The 18,715-nt window shown below is 67.7% G+C and carries 15 protein-coding genes; 5 read left to right on the top strand and 10 right to left on the bottom strand.

All coding sequences use genetic code 11. From position 1 onward, the window contains the following. Positions 1-21: 21 nt before the first annotated feature. From G578_RS0103345 to G578_RS28120, 6 genes are all read right to left on the bottom strand, one after another. Positions 22-1,551 (bottom strand): amidohydrolase family protein, encoded by a 1,530-nt coding sequence (locus G578_RS0103345; protein ID WP_038013410.1) that lies wholly within the window; start codon positions 1,549-1,551, stop codon positions 22-24. A gap of 76 nt (positions 1,552-1,627) precedes the next feature. Then, positions 1,628-2,839 (bottom strand): MFS transporter, encoded by a 1,212-nt coding sequence (locus tag G578_RS0103340; protein WP_028793047.1) that lies wholly within the window; start codon positions 2,837-2,839, stop codon positions 1,628-1,630. 19 nt (positions 2,840-2,858) lie between these two features. Further along, positions 2,859-3,812 carry a D-2-hydroxyacid dehydrogenase family protein gene (locus tag G578_RS0103335; protein ID WP_028793046.1) on the bottom strand — a complete coding sequence of 318 codons (954 nt, stop codon included), beginning with the start codon at positions 3,810-3,812 and terminating at the stop codon, positions 2,859-2,861. A gap of 22 nt (positions 3,813-3,834) precedes the next feature. After that, positions 3,835-4,251 (bottom strand): peptide-methionine (R)-S-oxide reductase MsrB, encoded by a 417-nt coding sequence (gene msrB, locus G578_RS0103330; RefSeq protein ID WP_028793045.1) that lies wholly within the window; start codon positions 4,249-4,251, stop codon positions 3,835-3,837. Between the two features lie 80 nt (positions 4,252-4,331). Further along, a complete protein-coding gene (locus tag G578_RS0103325) occupies positions 4,332-5,546 on the bottom strand; it encodes a CaiB/BaiF CoA transferase family protein (RefSeq protein ID WP_028793044.1) in 1,215 nt (404 codons plus the stop codon). 80 nt (positions 5,547-5,626) lie between these two features. After that, positions 5,627-6,115 carry a PAS domain-containing protein gene (locus tag G578_RS28120; protein WP_028793043.1) on the bottom strand — a complete coding sequence of 163 codons (489 nt, stop codon included), beginning with the start codon at positions 6,113-6,115 and terminating at the stop codon, positions 5,627-5,629. 169 nt (positions 6,116-6,284) lie between these two features. Between G578_RS28120 and G578_RS0103315 the strand changes: the two genes are divergently transcribed. After that, entirely contained in the window at positions 6,285-7,424 is a 1,140-nt protein-coding gene (locus G578_RS0103315) for a 2-methylaconitate cis-trans isomerase PrpF family protein (protein ID WP_028793042.1), read from the top strand. 117 nt (positions 7,425-7,541) lie between these two features. Here G578_RS0103315 and G578_RS0103310 read toward each other — a convergent pair whose 3' ends face one another. Beyond that, a complete protein-coding gene (locus G578_RS0103310; RefSeq protein WP_028793041.1) occupies positions 7,542-9,659 on the bottom strand; it encodes a 3-hydroxyacyl-CoA dehydrogenase NAD-binding domain-containing protein in 2,118 nt (705 codons plus the stop codon). 128 nt (positions 9,660-9,787) lie between these two features. Here G578_RS0103310 and G578_RS0103305 point away from each other — a divergent pair, with 128 nt between their 5' ends. Further along, positions 9,788-11,323: a long-chain-fatty-acid--CoA ligase gene (locus tag G578_RS0103305; RefSeq protein WP_028793040.1), complete on the top strand. Its 1,536-nt coding sequence runs from the start codon at positions 9,788-9,790 to the stop codon at positions 11,321-11,323. 155 nt (positions 11,324-11,478) lie between these two features. Here G578_RS0103305 and G578_RS0103300 read toward each other — a convergent pair whose 3' ends face one another. Further along, positions 11,479-12,063 carry a cysteine dioxygenase family protein gene (locus tag G578_RS0103300; RefSeq protein ID WP_169400814.1) on the bottom strand — a complete coding sequence of 195 codons (585 nt, stop codon included), beginning with the start codon at positions 12,061-12,063 and terminating at the stop codon, positions 11,479-11,481. Between the two features lie 272 nt (positions 12,064-12,335). Here G578_RS0103300 and G578_RS0103295 point away from each other — a divergent pair, with 272 nt between their 5' ends. Next, a complete protein-coding gene (locus G578_RS0103295) occupies positions 12,336-13,712 on the top strand; it encodes an acyclic terpene utilization AtuA family protein (protein ID WP_028793038.1) in 1,377 nt (458 codons plus the stop codon). Then, complete coding sequence (locus tag G578_RS0103290) at positions 13,712-14,098, top strand: AtuA-related protein (RefSeq protein ID WP_051243798.1); 387 nt, start codon at positions 13,712-13,714, stop codon at positions 14,096-14,098. Before G578_RS0103295 ends, G578_RS0103290 begins: the two co-directional genes overlap by 1 nt. A gap of 87 nt (positions 14,099-14,185) precedes the next feature. Here the strand turns inward: G578_RS0103290 and nhaA are convergent, their stop codons facing one another. Both nhaA and G578_RS0103280 read right to left on the bottom strand, forming a co-directional pair. Continuing rightward, a complete protein-coding gene (nhaA, locus tag G578_RS0103285; RefSeq protein ID WP_028793036.1) occupies positions 14,186-15,436 on the bottom strand; it encodes a Na+/H+ antiporter NhaA in 1,251 nt (416 codons plus the stop codon). Positions 15,437-15,506: 70 nt separating this feature from the next. Continuing rightward, a complete protein-coding gene (locus tag G578_RS0103280; protein ID WP_169400812.1) occupies positions 15,507-16,481 on the bottom strand; it encodes a hypothetical protein in 975 nt (324 codons plus the stop codon). Here G578_RS0103280 and G578_RS0103275 point away from each other — a divergent pair. Next, the gene (locus G578_RS0103275; RefSeq protein WP_245565546.1) at positions 16,452-18,671 is read left to right on the top strand and encodes a xanthine dehydrogenase family protein molybdopterin-binding subunit; all 2,220 of its coding nucleotides are present in this window, start codon (positions 16,452-16,454) and stop codon (positions 18,669-18,671) included. The two genes, G578_RS0103280 and G578_RS0103275, sit on opposite strands and share 30 nt — an antisense overlap. The last annotated feature ends 44 nt before the right edge of the window (positions 18,672-18,715 follow it).

The following is an 18,715-nucleotide window of genomic DNA, read 5'->3' as shown; positions in this document are numbered from 1 at the left end:
TTCTCCCTTTCGTCTATCAGGTCAGGTTCTTGAGTTGTGGGCGATCCAGGGGTGCATCTCCGGCACCTCCCAGGCCGCGTACCAGGCTTCGATATGCGGCCTCAGCTCGGCATAAAGGTCGGCGAAATCCTGATCGTACGACACCGCCGAGACCTGCTCCGCCAGCTCGGCCGCCACGGATTTCAGGTCGAACCGGGTCGGCCAGCCGTCCTTCAGCACGACCTCGCCGTCGACAATCACCGTGTCCACGTCGCCCTGTTTGGCGCGCTGGAGGACGACGGCGAACGGATCGGCCTCCGGCGCGATATAGGGCCAGCTCAGGCGCTGCACGTTGACCAGCACCAGATCGGCGGCCATGCCGGGGGCGATGCGCCCCAACTCGTCTTCCCGGCGCAGCAGCTTCGCCCCGCCCGTGGTGGCGAGGCCGAAGGTCTGGGCCAGCGTCGGCGCCGGCGATCCGATGCGCGGGGTGCGGTGCAAGCGGTGGGCGAGACGGGTCTCGGAGAACATGTCCTCGTCGTCGCCGATGGTGGTGCCGTCCATGCCCAGGCCGGTCGTCACGCCGCCGGCCAGGAACCCGTTCAGCGGCGCCACGCCGGAGCGCAGGCGTAGGTTGGAGCTGGGGTTGTGCGACACCGCCGCCCCGGTCTCCGCCAGAATCTCGACGTCGTTCTCCGACGACCAGACCGCATGGGCGAAGGAGATGCGGGGCGACAGCACGCCGATATCCTTCAGATGCGCCGTCATCGACTTGCCCAGCGCCCGCTCCGCCTCCAGCCGCTCGTACAGGCTTTCCTGCACATGGGTCTGAATGCCGGTGTCGTAGCGCGCGGCGGCATCGGCGATGGCGACCATCAGTGCGTCGCCGACCCATTGTGGGCCGGGCGGGCCGTACCAGGCGCGCGCCCGTTTCATTCCACTGGCCTGGGCGATCAGGCTGTCCATAAGGGCGAGATAGTCCTGCTCGCTGCCCTTGTCGGCGTCGAGGAAATGCGCCCGCACCCGCCGCGCCAGATCGCCGGGCAGCGTTGCGACGAAGGCCTCGTCCTCGCGGTGCACCAAGCGGCTGTAGAAACTGACCCCGCCGGCCAGATGGCCGCGGATGCCGCTCTCCTCATAGGCGTGCAGCCGGGCAGAGAGATCGTCATGGCCGGACTGATGGGCGTTGCCGACCGACGCCATGTCGACCACGGCGGTCACCCCGGTCTGCAGCAGCCGCCCTGCCGCCACAAGCGTGCGCAGGCGCGGGTCGGTCCAGCGTATGCGGGGGTTGCCGGTGATCCAGGGCTCCAGCACCCCGTCCTCGATGCCGTGCTGGATATGGGTGATGGCGTTGGAATGGTGGTGCGCGTTGATCAGCCCCGGCAGCAGCGCCTGGGTCCCGTCGCCGAATGTCGGCGCGGCCGGATACCGGGCGCGCAGATCGGCGGCGGGCCCGATCTCCACGATCACGCCGTGACGCACCAGCACGGCGGCATCGTCCACCCGCCTGGGAGCCGGATCGGACGCATCCTGGACGAAGACCCAGCGGGCTAGGATCAAAATCGGCATGGCACTCTCCCAACCATCGGACATGACAGATGATACGACGAGGCCGGCGGGCGCGAACCCGTTCTTCGCGACCGGTTCACCGCCGGCCGCCGGCGAGCTTGACGGAATCCGGATGCGCCCGCAGCTTCAGCATGGCCCAGATGCCGAAGGCCGGACCCAGGGCCAGCGGGGCGAAGGCCCAGGTCCAGCCGAGCAGGTCGACGAAGACCGGCATCAGATGGATGCTTACCAGGGTCAGCAGAAAGCCGATGGCGGTCTGCAGGGTGATCATGGTCCCGACCAGATAGCGGTTCGACAGCTCCGCGACCGAGGCCGAGAACTGGGCGCTGTCGGCGATGATGCTCACGCCCCACAGCAGGCAGACCGCGATCAGCAGTATCGGCGGTCCGCCGAAGAACAGGCCGACCGTGAGCGAGCAGAGCCCGCTGACCGCCATGGCGACGGAGGTCACCATGGTCCGTCCGACCTTGTCCGCCAGCACGCCGGCGGCGAAGGCGCCGGCCGCCCCCGCGGCGATGGTGGCGAAGGTGGCGAGCCGCGCCCAGGTGACCGCGGCGCCTTCGTCCATCACCAGCCGGAAGCTGGCGTCCAGGAACACGCCGAGCCAGGCCCAGGCGGCGTAGAGCTCCCACATGTGGCCGAAATAGCCGAAGTTCGCCAGCCGCAGGGCCGGCAGCTTCCAGGCCCAGAGCGCGGCCCCCGGGTCGAAGCGGGCGCCCACGGTCATCAGCGGCCCGCTGCCGGCGAAGCGGATCGCCACCGCCGAACCGACCGCCAGAAGCGAGGTGACGGCGATGGTCCAGCGCCAGTCCACCAGGATCAGCCCGTTGACCAGATGCGGCATGGCGGAGCCGAAGGTGAGCGCCGCCACCAGCAGCCCGACCAGCAAGCCGAGGTCGCCCTTGGCCCAGCTTGCGGCGATCTTCATGCCGACCGGATAGATGCCGGCGATGCAGGCACCGGTGATGAAGCGCAGGACGAGAACCACCGGCGAGGTCGGATCGACCGCCAGGATCAGCGCGTTCGCCGTGGCCGCCACCAGGGCGGAAACGGTGAAGAACAGCCGCGGGTCGATCCGGTCGGCCAGGGCCAGCGCCGCGCTGGTCAGGCTGCCGGCGACGAACCCGGCCTGCACCGCGCTGGTGAAGGCGGATTGCTGGAAGGCCGAAAGCGCCACCTCCTCCCGCAGCGCCGGCATGACGGCGGAGGCGGAGAACCACAGCGACATCGCCGCCACTTCGGCGAAGGCCAGAGCGGCAAGCGAGGCTCCCTTGGTGCGGAAGGGCACGGCCCGCGACCGGCGGCGGTCAGCCGCCGATGACCCTCTTGGGCGCGCCGTCGATCCAGGCCTGAATGTTCTCCACCATCTGGGAGTAGAACGTCCGGTAGGATTCCTGCGTCACGTAGCCGACATGGGGCGTGGTCAGCAGGTTCTCGATCTTGCGGAACGGGTGGTCGGCCGGCAGCGGTTCCTGGTCGTAGACGTCGACCGCTCCCGCCCGGATCTTGCCCGTGGTCAGCGCGTCGATCAGCGCCTGCTGGTCGACGATCGGTCCGCGCGAGGTGTTCACCAGGATCGCCGAGGACTTCATCCGGCCGAGATCTTCGGCCCCGATCAGCCCACGCGAGCGGTCCGACAGGATCGTGTGGATGGTGACGATGTCGGCGCGGCTGAACAGCTCCTCCTTCGACACCTTCTCCACGCCCAGCGCGTCGCACCGCTCCTGTTTCAAGTTCGGCGACCAAGCGATGACGTCGAGGCCGAATTTCGGCGCGATCTCCGCCACCATCCCGCCGAGCTTGCCGAGGCCGACGACGCCGAGCGTCTTGCCCGAGACGGCCGAGCCCGTGCGCTCCTGCCAGCCGCCCTGCTTCATGGTCAGGTGGTCGAAGGCGACGTTGCGCATGGTGCCGAGGATCAGCGCCCAGGTCAGTTCCACCGTGCTGGAACCGGGGCTGTCGGTGCCGCAGGTGACGACCCCCATCTCCTTGGCCGTGGCGAAGTCGACCGCGTTGTTGCGCATGCCCGAGGTGATGAACAGCTTCAGGTTCGGCAGCCGGCGGAACACCTCGCCCGGAAACGGCGTGCGTTCCCGCATGGCGCAGACGATCTCGAACTCCTGCAGCCGCTCGACCAGCGGCTCCACCGCCACCAGGTTGTCGGTGAAGACCACCGGCTCGAACCCGTCGGGCAGGCTCGACCAGTCGGCGCTGGTCAGGGCGGCGTTGGCGTAGTCGTCCAGGATCACGATCTTGGGCACGGGCGTTTCCTCATATTTTAGATCAGGATGCTTCCTGATCCTTTTGTTTTTCATGCAGAACCATGCTGGCCGCGTTCATGCAATAGCGCTGGCCGGTCGGGGCCGGTCCGTCCGGAAACAGGTGTCCCAGATGGGCCTCGCACTTGCTGCAATGGACTTCGGTGCGGGTCATGAAGAACGAGCGGTCGGTCGTGGTGCCGACCGCCTCCTCGCTGATCGGCGCCCAGAAACTCGGCCAGCCGGTGCCGCTGTCGTACTTTGTGTCGCTCTCGAAAAGCGGCTGCCCGCAGCACACGCAGACATAGGTCCCGGGCGTCTTGCTGTCGTGATAGGCGTTGGCGAAGGGCCGTTCGGTGCCGTGCTTGCGCGCGACCTTGTACTGCTCGGGGGTCAGCTCCGCCTTCCACTCGGCATCAGTCTTTTCGATCTTGTCGGTCATCAGATCCTCCTCAGTCTCCGGTCCCGATATAGATGGGGCCCGACCCCGCCGACGTCACCGCCGGCCGGTCCGGGCTTTGATCACGACTTGCGGCGCGCCTCGAGAACGGTGCCGTCGGCGATCAGGCCGTCGACCTCCTCGGCAGTGAAGCCGTTCTCCTCCAGCAGCTCGCGGCCATGCTCGCCGAAGCGCGGCGGACGGCGTTTGATCTCGCCCGGGGTGCGGGAGAACTTGATCGGGATACCCCAGCCCTTCCAGCCGTCCTTCTCCGCCGCCATGCCGCGGTGGAGTGTATGCGGATGGGTCATCACCTCCTCGGTGTTCCGCATCGGCCCGACCGGCAGACCGGCGGCCAGCAGACGGTCGCACAGCTCCTCGCCGTCGACCTCGGCCAGCAGCGCCTGCAGCTCGACGCGCAGGGAGTCCTGGTTGTCGAGCCGGTCGCCGTTGGTGGCGTAGCGGGGATCGTCGCCCAGCTCCGGCTTGCCCAGCTCCCGACAGAGCTTCTTGAACGCCCGGTCGTTGCCGCCGGCGACGAAGATGTCGACGGTGGCCGTCTTGAACAGGTCGTACGGGCTGATGTTCGGATGCTGGTTTCCGGTCAGCTTCGGCACCCGGCCGGACAGCGAGTAGTTGGCGACATGCGGATGCATGAGCGCCAGGCCGCAATCGTACAGGGTCATGTCGATATACTGGCCGTGACCGGAGCGTTCGCGCTCCAGCAGCGCCATCAGGATGGCGTTGCACGAATACAGGCCGGTGCCGATATCGACCATCGGGATGCCGAGGCGGACCGGGCCGGCCTCCGGCGCGCCGTTGATCGAGAAATGCCCGACCATGGCCTGGATGATCCCGTCATAGCCCGGAAACCCGCCATAGGGACCGTCGGCGCCGAAGCCGGAGATCCGGCAGTGGACGAGCTTCGGGAAGCGCTCCTTCAGCACCTGCTCGTAGCCCAGCCCCCATTTCTCCATGGAGCCCGGCTTGTAGTTCTCGACCAGCACGTCCGCCTCTTCCAGCAGGCGGAGCAGAACCTCCTTGCCGCGGTCGGTGGACAGGTCGAGGGCGAGCGACCGCTTGTTGCGGTTCACGCCGAGGAAGTAGCTGGCATCCTTGCCGTCGTCGAACGGCGGACCCCAGTCGCGCACCTCGTCGCCCTGCGGCGGCTCGATCTTGATGATCTCCGCGCCATGGTCGCCCAGCATCTGGGTACAGTAAGGACCGCCGAGCACGCGGGTGCAGTCGACAACCTTGATCCCGGCGAGTGTGCCGCCGGACGTCTTCTCGTTCGCCACCGATATCCTCCCGAAGGGTAAGCGGGTGCAGCCTAACGATGAGGCGGCGAAAGCGGAAGATGGCGAGACCTAGGAGCCGGCTATCCCGTCACCGGCGAGACGTCCTTGTAGGTGATCCAGGTCCAGATCCGATCCACCCGGCCCGACTCATCGCCCAGCACGGGCATGACCACCCGGCGATACCACTCGAACATCTGCCGGCTCTCGATCATCGATATCCGCTCTCCGATATAGCAGGAACAGGTATCCACGACCTGCCGGTAGATGGCGATGTCCTGGGCCGCGAACTCCGCGCCGAACGCCTCCTGGATCGTCAGCCCCTTCAGTTCCCGACCGGCGAAATCGACGAGTTGGGTTCCCATCAGCCGATAGCGGAACTGCAGAGAGCCCTCCGTTTCCCGCTCGACATCGAACATGAGCGTGGTCGGCAGATAGGTCGGCAAATCGATGGGAGGGTCGATTTCGTCACGCCGGGGAGCGGATCGGCCAGCGGCCGCCGCCTTCCAGTACTCGAACAGATGCCGGATGTCGGGATCCTCGATCGTGTCGCCCAGATCGGCCGACGACAACCAAAGCCCCCCTTCCGCCATTCTCACCATATCGGCCCCACCCTTTCCGATATCCGACGCGCGTGTCCCCGCAGGAAGCGCGCTGGCTACGCCGGTTAACCATGGACTTCAATGCGATTGTGGGAAAATGCTTAAATGTCACAACCCTCATAATCGGCTGACCCATCACATGACCGACCCGAATCGCATCCCCGCCGTCTTCATTCGAGGCGGCACCAGCAAGGGTGTCTTCTTCCACGCCCGCGACCTGCCGGCCGACCAGGCGGCGCGCGACGCCCTGTTCCTGACGGTGGTCGGCAGCCCCGATCCCTATGGCCGGCAGCTCGACGGGATGGGCGGCGGCTATTCCTCGGTGTCCAAAGCGGTGATCATCGCCCCATCAGAGCGCGACGACGCCGATGTAGACTTCACCTTCGCCCAGGTGGTGGTGGACAAGCCGCTGGTCGACTACGCCCAGACCTGCGGCAACCTCTCCAGCGCGGTCGGCCCCTTCGCGGTGGACGAGGGGTTGGTGAGCGTGCCGGACGGGCCGGCCGTGGTGCGGGTGTTCAACACCAACACCTCCAAGATCTACCACGCCCATTTCGAGGTGCGCGGCGGACGGGCGGTGGAGCTCGGCGACTACGTGCTGGCCGGGGTGTCGGGCAGCGCCGCCCTGGTGCGCCTCGATTATGTGCATCCGGGCGGGGCGATGACCCGGGCCTTCCTGCCCACGGGCAACGCCGTCGATACGTTCGACGTGACGGGGATCGGGCCGGTGGAGGCGTCCCTGGTGGACGCGACCAACCCGGTGGTGTTCGTCGATGCCGCCGCCTTCGGCAAGACGGCGACCGAGCATCCCGACGCGCTCGACGCGGACCCGGTCTTCATGGCGGCGATGGACGACCTGCGGCGCCAGGCGGGCGTGGCCATGGGTATGGGCGCGCGGCCGCAGGACGTACCGCTGTCCAACCCGAAGATCGCGATCCTGGGAGCGCCGGCGGACTTCACCACCATCGCCGGCGAGCCGGTGAGCGCCGCCGACCACGACATCCTGATCCGCATCCTGTCGATGGAGAAATGCCACAAAGCGGTCACCGGGACGGGGGCGATGTGCCTGTCGGCGGCCTGCGGGGTGACGGGATCGGTGCCGCACCGCCTGCGCCGGGGAAGCGATCCGAAGGTGCGGCTGGCCTCGCCCTCGGGGATCGTGGAGCTGGCGGCGGATGTGGGCCAGGACGCGGACGGTACGTGGGAAGCCCACGCCATCTCGGTGGAACGCACCCAGCGGCGGCTGATGGAAGGCTGGGTGCGCCTGCCGCACCGGTGAGCCTTTTTCCCTACCCACTCCCCGGACCTGTTCCGGGGCAGCACGTCAGCCCGCGCGACCGCCCCGAAGGATTGCCCCGGAACAAGTCCGGGGAGTGAGAATATTTGGAGGATGGGGCTAAGCGTCGCCGAACCCCTTGCCCTCTTCGGCCAGCTTGAGCAGCAGCGGGCTCGGGGCCATCCAGGGGCCCTGGTCCTTCTCGAACCGCTGCAGCGTCGCCGCGATGGTCTTCAGCCCCACCGTGTCGGCCCAGAACATCGGGCCGCCGCGAAAGCGCGGGAAGCCGTAGCCGTGCATCCAGACCACATCGATGTCGCTGGCCCGCAGGGCGATGCCCTCGTCCAGGATCTTCGCGCCCTCGTTCACCAGCGGATACAGGCAGCGCTCCAGGATCTCGTCGTCGGACACCGCGCGGCGCGCGATGCCGAGTTCCTTGGAGGTCTGCACGATGATCGCCTCCACCTCGGGATCGGGCTGCGGCGTGCGGCCGTCGGCATAGGCGAACCAGCCCTTGCCGGTCTTCTGACCGAACCGGCCGAGGTCGCAGATCTTGTCGGCGACGGTGCCGGAATAGCGGGTGTTGCTCGGCTTGCCGCCCTGGGCCCTGATCTGCTCCTGGCGCACCCGCCAGCCGACATCGTTACCGGCGAGGTCGCACATGGCGAACGGCCCCATCGGCATGCCGAAATCGTACATCACCCGGTCGATGTCCTGGGGCAGCGCGCCCTCCTCCACCAGGAACATCGCCTCGCGCAGGTACTGGTGCAGCATGCGGTTGCCGACGAAGCCGTGGCACACACCGACCAGCACGCCGACCTTGCCCAGGGTCTTCGACAACCCCATCACCGTGGCGATCACATCGTCGGCGGTCTTCGCCCCCCGCACGTTCTCCATCAGCCGCATGACGTTCGCCGGGCTGAAGAAATGGGTGCCGATCACGTCCTGCGGCCGCTTGGTGGCCGTGGCGATCTCGTCGACGTCCAGCGTGGACGTGTTGGTCGCCAGAATCGCGCCGGGCTTGCAGATGCCGTCGAGCTTGGCGAACAGCTCCTTCTTCACCGCCATGTCCTCGAACACCGCCTCGACCACCATGTCGGTGGCGGCGAGCGACAGGAAGTCGGTGGTGCCGGTGATCAGCCCCATGCGCTGGTCCATGGCCGCCTGGGTCAGCCGACCCTTGGAGACGGTGGCCGCGTAATTCTTCGCGATCTTCGCGATGCCGGCATCGAGCGCCGCCTGGTCGTTCTCGACCACCGTCACCGGAATGCCGGCATTGGCGAACACCATGGCGATGCCGCCGCCCATGGTGCCGCAGCCGACGATTCCGGCGGTCTGGATCGGCCGGGCCGGGGTGTCCTTCGGCACGTCGGGGATCTTCGCCACCTCGCGCTCGGCGAAGAAGGCGTGGCGCATGGACTGCGCCTCCACCGCGTTCACGAGCTGCTCGAACTCCTGGCGCTCGAACGCCAGGCCCTCGGCGAGGTCGAGACGGGTTGCCGCCTCCACACAGCGCACGCAGGCATAGGGCGCGTTCATCCCGCGCGCCCGCTTCGCCATGGACTCGCGGAACGCGTCGAACAGGCCCGGATTGTCCTTGGCCTCCTGCAGCCGGTCGGTGCGTTGGCCCGAGCGGCGCGGCGGCTCGCCGGCAGCGGCCAGCCGTTCGGCCGCGGCGACGGCCGCGTCGATCACCGCCTCGACATCGCCCTCCACCAGCTCATCGACGATGCCGGCCTCGAAGGCCTCCTTCTCGGAGATCAGGCGGCCGGAGACGATCAGCTCCAGCGCCTTGGATACCCCGGCGACCCGCGGCATGCGCTGGGTGCCGCCGGCGCCCGGCAGGATGCCGAGGGTGACCTCCGGCAGGCCGAGCTTGGTCTTCGGCCCGCAGACCCGGTAATGGCAGCCCAGCGCCAGCTCCATGCCGCCGCCGGCCGCCACACCGTGAATGGCGGCGACCACCGGCTTGTCGAGGCCCTCCAGGTCGTCGAGGATCGGGGTCAGACGGCGGACGTGCTCCGGCGTGGCGGTACCGAACTCGCGGATATCGGCACCGGCGCAGAACATCCGCCCGTTGCCGGTCAGCACGATCGCATCGACATCCGGATCGTCGCTCAGCCGGCCGACCGCCGCGTCCAGCCCCTCGCGCACGGGCCAGCCCAGGCCGTTCACAGGCGGGTTGTTCAGCCTCAGGAGTGCCACGCGCCCCCGGCGCTCTTCGATCACGGCGCTCATCTCGTTTCCTCTCGGCTTTGGTCTTTTCCGTTGCGTCTTCGATATCAGGCCCCGCCGGAGCTTGCCAGACGACACGAAGCCCGCAACGCTATCGAAAAAACTACAATCGGGAGGAGACGGGCGTGACAATGGTCAATCTGGCCCATGCGCTGGAAGCCTCGGCGGCCCTGTATCCGGACCGGGTGGCGGTGGTCTGCGGCGACCGCCGGATCGCCTATCGGGATCTCGACCGCGCGGCGAACCGGCTGGCGGCCGGACTGGCCGAGCGCGGGATCGGCCCCGGCAGCATCGTCGCCCTGGCCTGCCCGAACGTCCCGGCCTTCCCCACGGCCTATTTCGCCATCCTGAAGACCGGCGCCACCGTGCTGCCGGTCAGCCTCCTGCTGAAGGCGGACGAGATCGCCTACATGCTCGGCCATTCCGGCGCGGCGGCCTTTCTGTGCCATGTGGGCTCCGAGACCGCGCCGATCGGCCGCGAGGGGCTGGCGGCGGTCGCGCGGGTGGAGAGCTGTGCGCTCTTCGCCTGGATCGCGGCGGAGGACGGCACCCGGCCCGATGACGGGCATCCGTCGCTCGATGACCTCAAGACGGAGGTGGACGCGTTCGACACCGTGAACCGCCGCGCCGACGACACCGCCGTGGTGGTCTACACCTCCGGCACGACGGGTCGGCCGAAGGCGGCGGAGCTGACCCATTCCAACCTGCTGATCCACGCCCTGATGATCCGCAACAACGGCACCTGGAGCAGCGACGAGGTGCTGCTGGTCGCCCTGCCGCTGTTCCACATCTTCGGCCAGATCTGCCAGATGGCGGCGGGTCTGTCCGGCGGGGCGACCCTGGTGCTGGTACCGAAATTCGACGCCGCGACCGTCCTGCGGCTGATGGAGAGCGAGGGCGTCACCCGGTTCTCCGGCGTGCCGACCATGTACTGGGCGATGCTGAACCACGCGGAAAAGGCTGGGATCGGCGCCGAGGCCTTCGCCAGCATCCGCGGCGTGACCTCGGGCGGCGCCTCCATGCCGGTCGACATCATGCGCCGCTTCGACGCCCGGTTCGGCACGGAGATCCGCGAGGGCTACGGGCTGAGCGAGACCTCGCCGGCGGCCACCACCCACGCGCCGGGGATGCCGCGCAAGCCGGGCTCGGTCGGCACCCCGCTCTGGGGCGTGCAGGTGCGAATCGTCGACGACGACGGAGTGGAAATGCCGACCGGCGAGCGGGGCGAGGTCGTGGTGCGCGGCCATTGCGTGATGAAAGGCTACCTGAACGACCCCGACGCGACGGCGGACGCGTTCCGCGGCGGCTGGTTCCATACCGGGGATATCGGCCTGCTGGACGCGGACGGCTATCTGTTCATCGTCGACCGCAAGAAGGAGATGATCATCCGCAACGGGATGAACGTCTATCCGCGCGAGGTGGAGGAGATCCTGATCGCCCATCCGGAGATCTCGCTGGTCGCGGTGATCGGCGTGCCGCACGACGAGCACGGCCAGGAGGTGAAGGCGGTCGCCGTGCGGGCGCCGGGCTCGACGATCCGCGAGAGCAGCCTGATCGCCTGGGCGCGGGAGCAGATGGGGGCGCATAAGTATCCGCGCATCGTCGAGTTCCGCGATGCGCTGCCGATGAATGCGACGGGTAAGATCTTGAAGCGGGAGCTGAGTTAACACTCTCCCCTCCTCCGTCATCCCGTGAGCGCCCGGACTTGATCCGGGTGCTGCCCGGGACCCAGAGGGCGTATGCGTACCGCTCGATCCCGGCCGACCTCCGGGTCGAGCCCTGAGCTCGCCGGGATGACGAATTTTGGTGGGTTAGCGGCTCCCTACCCCGCCCGCCGGACCCGTTTCGGGCACGGAACGACCGTCCCCGACAGCGGGTTGAACTCGCTGCGGTCGGTCTTGGCGAGGCTGCGGCCGTAGAGGTGCAGCGACAGGGACGGCCTCTGCGACGCGTTGCGGATGCTGTGGATGTCGTCGGGCCGGAAGGTCTTCACCACGCCGCCGGTGACCACCGTCTCCCCCGCCTGCTCCAGCGCCGCCTTTCCGGGCGCCGATCCGTCGTCGGTGCGCCGCCAGTCGACGTTGATCTCCTCGCCCGTGAGCCCCATCACCACACCCCAGGTCTGGTGGTCGTGCGGTGCCACCCCGCGCCCCGGCTCCCAGCAGACCGTCTCCAGCAGGAAACCGTCACCGGGCTCTTCGTGCAGGATGGAAATGCCGAAGCCCTGGGCCGCGTCGGTCTCGTAAAGGTCCTCGTCGATCCAGGACGTATCCGCCGCCAGCGGGGCCAGCCGCTCGACAAGGGCCGTCAGCATGGCGTCGCCCGCCGGTTCCTCGCGCAGGATCCGGCGAATATCGGCCACCAGGGTCTCGATCATGGCATGCACTCCGTTTGCGGTTTCAGCCATCATTTCATCGCCGACCTGCGACCTGAACCCGGAATCGCGCCGCAGGGTCATTGCGTATCCGGATCGATTGAAACCGGATAAAAAGATACATAACCCCAGACGCGGCGACGCCCGGGGCGGTATCCGGGCGCTGAACCTGGATTTGCAGTTAAATCTTCGACGCCGCGCAAGCCCGGTCTGTCGGGCGCGTTTCGACCCCTCGACGCCCCTCGCCCGCCGGGTCTACCCTCACGGCAACCAAGAAAGATCCAACAAGCACAAGTGAGGAAACCGTGTCGGGCAAGACCGTCCATATCGGCTGCGGCGCCGGCTTCGCCGGCGATCGCTGGGATGCCGCGATCCCCATCGTCGCCACCCTGGCCACCCGCGAGGGGCCGCGATACCTGATGTACGAGACCCTGGCCGAGCGCACCCTCGCGCTGGCCCAGCAGGCGAAGATCGAGGACCCGTCCAAGGGCTATTCGCCGTACCTGGAACGCATCCTGCGCCCGGTCCTGGCCAAGGCCAAAGAGTCCGGCATCCGCGTGGTCTCGAATTTCGGCGCCGCCAACCCGACGGCCGGTGCGAAGCGCATCCTGGAGATGGCGAAGGAAGACGGCATCGCCGGCCTGAAGGTCGCCGTGGTGGAAGGCGACGACCTGACCACCGTCATGACCGAAGGCGACATCCGCGGCCACAAGGCGGTGGAAGGCCTCGCCATGCCGGAGGGCAAGCTAGTGGCGGCCAACGTCTATCTCGGTGCCCAGGCCATCGCCGACGCGCTCGCCATGGGGGCCGATGTCGTCGTGGTCGGCCGCTGCGCCGATCCGGCCCTCGCGCTGGGCCCACTGATCCACGAGCATGGCTGGACCTTGGACGATCTCGACCGCATCGCCGCCGGCACCATGTGCGGCCACCTGCTGGAATGCGGCGCCCAGGTCACCGGCGGCTACTTCGCCGACCCTGGCTACAAGGACGTCCCCGATTTCGGCCATGTCGGCTTTCCCATCGCCGAAGTGCAGGCCGACGGCACCGTGACCATCACCAAGGCCGACAAGACCGGCGGGCTGGTCAGCCACCGAACGGTGAAGGAGCAACTGCTCTACGAGATGCACGACCCGGGCAACTACCTCACCCCCGACGTGGTGCTGGACATCACCGGCGTGGCGATCGAGGAGGTCGGCCCGGACCGGGTGCGCATCACCGGGGCGAAGGGCAAGCAGCGCCCGCCGACCCTGAAGGCGACCGTCAGCTTCGAGGGCGGCTGGCTGGGCGAAGGCGAGATCACCTATGCAGGACCGAATGCCCGACGCCGGGCGGAGCTTGCCATCGACGTCCTGCGCACGCGCGCCCGCGACCTCGGCACCAACTGGCCGCTGCGCTTCGATCTGATCGGTACCGTATCGACCTTCGACGGCGACGGCGGCGACCTTCGCAGCGGATCCGACTGGAACGACGACGGGGAATACCGGGTGCGCATGGCGACCAAGGGGCCGGACAAGCAGATCGCCCAATGGATCGCCGACGAGGTGCTGTCGCTCTACTGCTCCGGCCCGGCCGGCGGCGGCGGCGTTCGGCATCGCATCGTCCCGCAGATCACCACCGCCTCCATCCTGGTCGACCGCGCCAGGGTCTCGGCCTCCGCCCGTCTCGTCGAGGAGAGTGCCTGATGGCCGACACGACCGATGCCAAGAACCGCCGTATCCTGCGCGTGCCGCTGCACGAGGTCGCCCACGGCCGCACCGGCGACAAGGGCAACCGGATCAATATCAGCCTGATCCCGTATCACGACGCCGCCTTCCCCTATCTGCGCGAGCAGGTCACCGAGACGGCGGTGAAGGAGCACTTCGCCCATAAGGGCGCCAGCGCCGTCACCCGATACGAGCTGCCGACCTTTCCCGCCTTCAACTTCGTCATCGACGACGTGCTGGAGGGCGGGGTCAACGGGGCGCTGAACCTGGACACCCACGGCAAGTCCTTCGCCTTCCACCTTCTGGCGATGGAAGTGGACATGCCCGAGGACCTGGTCCTGCACCCAGAGAAGGGCGTGCGGTAGAGCAGAGCACGATCAGATGTGTCCATCCGATCGTGCGAATTTTCTCAATCTTCAATGAATTGGGGCACGGCCCGCTCTATTCCGACCTTATTCGGACGCCGACTCGGCGGGCGTGGCGGGGCGTGTGTCGGCCGCGGCCGGCCGCTCCCTCAGCGCCCAGGCGAGCGCGGACATGCCGAGCACGATGGACACGATCGTGCCGCCCAGCACGCCGATACGCACCGCCGACTGGAGCCCCGGATCGGAGAAGGCCAGCGTGCCGATGAACAGGGACATGGTGAAGCCGATCCCGGCGAGCTGGGACACGCCGTAGAGCTTCAGCCAGGTCACCCCGTCCGGCAGGCTGGCCCAGCCGAGCCGAACCGCGATCCAGCAGGCACCGAGAATGCCGACCGGCTTGCCGACCACGAGGCCGGCGGCGATGCCCAGCGGCACCGGGGCCAGCAGGTCGGAAACGGCCATCCCGGCCAGCGGCACGCCGGCATTGGCGAAGGCGAAGAGCGGCAGGATCATGAACGCCACCCATGGGTGCAGCACATGCTCCAGCACCTCCAGGGGCGATTCCCCCTCTTGGAACTCTCCCTCCCTGCCCCGCAGCGGCAGGGTGAACGCCACCACGACACCGGCCAGCGTCGCATGCACACCGGACTTCAGCACCGCCACCCAGATCACCAGGCCGACAACGATGTAGAGGCCGATCCGCTTCACGCCGAGCAGGTTCATCGCCAGCAGCACGGCAAAGCCGACCGCCGCCACGCCCAGGGCGCCCAGGGACAGGTTCGAGGTGTAGAACAGGGCAATGACGACGATCGCGCCGAGATCGTCCAGCACCGCCAGGGCCAGCAGGAAGATCTTCAGCCCGGCCGGCGCCCGCGAGCCGACCAGGGCCAGCGCGCCGAGGGCGAAGGCGATGTCCGTCGCCGCCGGGATCGCCCAGCCGCTCAGGGTCTCCGGCGTGGCGGCGTTCAGAGCGACGTAGATCAGCGCCGGAATGGCCATGCCGCCCACCGCGCCGAAGGCCGGCAGGCTGGCCGCGCGCAAAGACGACAGCTTACCCAGCACCACCTCGCGTTTGATCTCCAGGCCGACCAGGAAGAAGAAGATCGCCATCAGGCCGTCGTTGATCCACAGCAGCAACGGCTTCTCGATCCCGACATCCTCGACGGTCACCGAGACGAAGGCGAGCAGCAGGCGGTCGTACAGCCCGGCGAAGAGGGAATTGTCGGCTATCAGGGCGATCACGGCAGCGATGGCCAGCAGCACACCCGGGGCCGCCTCGTGATGGAACAGAGCGGCGAGCGTATGCTTCCCTGCCGCGAGATTGGGGGTCGTCGTCATGGCGATCTCCATACCCGCGGATTGGCGCCCGCGATGCTATTTGAGAGTCTGTTTCCTTATATCTAGGTACTCAGGCGCTGTTGGCAAACTTGAACACGGTCCCGGCCGCCAATTTTTCCTGAACCGTCCGCTCCTGCTGGTTGAGAAGCGCCAGATCCTCGGCCTTCATCTCCTCCGCGAGCGCCTTCATTGCGTCGCTCCACTTGGGCAGGCCGGTATCGATTTCCGACTTTACCCGGCGCATCTCGTTCAACTTGTCGAGTTCGGCCTGAACCCGCTCTTCGATGCCGGAATTGCGAAGTTCAACATAGTCCCGATGGTTGGGAAGCACCTGGGCGATCGCCGGGATGACGACGTTGACATAGTTCTGGTCGGCCTCGATGCGCGAGGCCGACTGGATGCTGAGAAAGGACCAGCCCTGGACCAGCCCCAGCCTGTAGGACCCGAGCTTGCAGACATCGAACACGTACTGCGCGGGATAATGCTGCGCCAGTTCCTCGAACATCCGCAGGGCCTTGGTCGAATTGGTATAGGTCTCCCGCATCGCGCGCAGCAGCACATCGACCTTGGCGCGGTGGCGGGCGAAGAAGGTGTGATCCTCCTTCAACTTGTTATAGGTGCGTTCCTGTTTTCGCAGCTCGCCGCCGAGCTTTTCGGAGGTCTTGTAGCCGGTGTCGAGCAACTTGACGTAAGAGCGGAACGCGGCGACCCGGTCCACGCCCTTGGTGGCTTCTTTCAGCAACTGTTCGATGTTTTTCGGAAGATTTGATGCCATCGGACCAAAGAGCCGCAGTTCAGACGAATCATATATCGACCAATCTGGTTTACAGATCCTTAAAGCAAAACGCTGGCAATGGGACATCGGCGCATGCGACGCTCCGGCACGGTGCGATTTCTTCCTCGCACCTCCCGGACCACTCACCGCAGGCCATCCATGTATCGATTTGAAGACGCCCGACTGCTGACCGGCGGTGGCCGGTACGTGGAGGATGTCCGCCCGGCCGATGCCCTGGCAATGCGCGTCCTCCGTTCCCCCGCCGCCCATGGGCTGATCGCCGAGCTCGACGTCGAGTCCGCGCGGAACCTGCCCGGTGTCGTGGCGATCCTGACGGCCGAGGATCTGGCCGCACTCGGCGTCGGGCCCATGACCGCCCTGTCGCCGGTGAACAATGCCGACGGCACGCCGATGGCGGAGCCGCGCCGGCCGGTCCTGGCCGAGGGCGCGGTGAAATACGTGGGTCAACCCATCGCCGCCATCCTGGCGGAAACCGAGTCGGCGGCCGAGGACGCCCTGGAGGCGATCGGCCTCGACATCGACGAGGCGCCGAGCGTCACCGATCCGGAAGCAGCCTTCGAGGGCGCCATCCAGATCTGGCCGGAGGTGCCCGGCAACGTCGCCATCGACTGGGAGAAAGGCAATCGGGAGGAGACCAAGGCGGCCTTTGCCGCCGCGGCTCACGTGATCGAGCTGACCGTGCGCCACCCGCGCGTCGCCATCCAGCCGATCGAGACCCGCGGCTGCATCGGCGCCTACGACCCCGAAACCGGCCGCTACACCCTGACCACCCCGTCCCAGGGCGTGATGTCGCTCAAAGGGGCGATGGCCAGGTATCTCGGCGTCGAGGCCGAGCTGGTGCGTGTCGTCACCGAGGATGTGGGCGGCAGTTTCGCGGTGAAGATCTGGCCTTATCCCGAGCAGGTGCTGGTGCTGGCCGCCGCCAGGGCCACCGGCCGGTCGGTGGCCTGGCAGTCGTCGCGCACCGAGAGTTTCGTGTGCGATGCCATGGGCCGCGGCCGGGTCGACCGCGCCGCCCTCGCCCTGGACGGCGACGGCAAATTCCTGGGTTTCCGGATCGACGCCCTGGCCGATATCGGCGCCTATTGGAACGCGGTGAACCCCGGCATCGTCACCGGTGGTGCTGTGCGCACCTTCGGCCACTGCTACCGCATTCCGGGGATGCACTACCGGGTGCGCGGCGTGTTCACCAACGCCATGACCACCGACGCCTATCGCGGAGCGGGCAAGCCGGAAAGCGGCGGCACCCTGGAGCGGCTGATCGACGTGGCCGCCGACCGGCTCGGCATCGACCGGATGGACCTGCGCCGGCGCAACCTGATCACCCCGGACCTGCTGCCTTACACCACGGCGATGAGCGAGACCATCGACGGCGGCGACTTCCCCAACATCTTCGCCCGCATCCATGAGATCAGCGAGGCCGAGGGTATCGGCCGGCGCAAGCAGGACAGCGAGCGGGCGGGCATGCTGCGCGGCTTCGCCATCGGCACCCACATGCACGCCACCGGCGGCTCGGTCGCCGAGCGCTCGGAAGTCCGCGCCCTGCCCGACGGCTCGGTGCTGGTGCGCACGGGCACTCAGGATTCCGGCCAGGGCCACCGCACCGCGCTGGCCATGGTCGCCGCCGAGGCGCTGGAGATCCCGGTGGAGCGCATCCGCGTCGAACAGGGCGACAGCGACTTTCTCGCCAAGGGCGGCGGCACCGGCGGCTCCAACCTGATGCCGATCGCCGCCAATACGGTCCACCGCACGGCCGTGCACATGCTCGACAAGGCCAAGCAGGTCGCCGGCCACCTGCTGGAGGCGGCCCCGGTCGATATCGAATACGGGCTGGGCGATTTCCGCATCGCCGGCACCGACCGCAAGATATCCCTCGCCGACGTCGCCGCCGGCTGGGAGGCCATCCCGCCGGAGCAGTATGACGGCGACCTCGGCACCGGCTGCATGGCCCAGCTCGATTTCGAGGGGCTGCACACGACCTTCCCCAACGGCTCCTATGCCGTGGAGGTGGAGGTCGATCCCGAGACCGGCCATGTCCGGATCGAGCGGTTCAGCGGCGTCGACGATCTCGGCCGGGTGATCAACGAACAGACCGCCCGCGGCCAGCTCCATGGCGGCATCGGCCAGGCCATCGGCGAGGCGCTGATGGAGGTCATGGTGCACGACCCGGACTCGGGCCAGGTGCTGTCCGGGTCGCTGATGGACTACGCCCTGCCCCGGGCCGACGACATGCCGATGTTCGACCTGCACTGGGCGCCGACCGCCAGCCCGAACAGCCTGATCGGCGCCAAGGGCGTGGGCGAAGTCTCCTCCATCGGCGCACCGGGCGTGATCGTCAACGCGGTGATCGACGCCCTGCGCCCGCTCGGCGTGGAGCATGTCGACCTCCCGCTGACCCCGGAAAAGGTCTGGCGCGCCATCCACGACGCCCGCGCCTGACCGACATCATCGCCAAAAAGACGACAAAAAAACGAGGAAACGAC

It is taken from the genome of Thalassobaculum salexigens DSM 19539, assembly GCF_000423805.1.
GTDB classification, from domain to species: domain Bacteria; phylum Pseudomonadota; class Alphaproteobacteria; order Thalassobaculales; family Thalassobaculaceae; genus Thalassobaculum; species Thalassobaculum litoreum.
The sequence above is the reverse complement of the archived record's forward strand: the minus strand, read 5'-3'. Positions and strand labels throughout refer to the sequence as shown.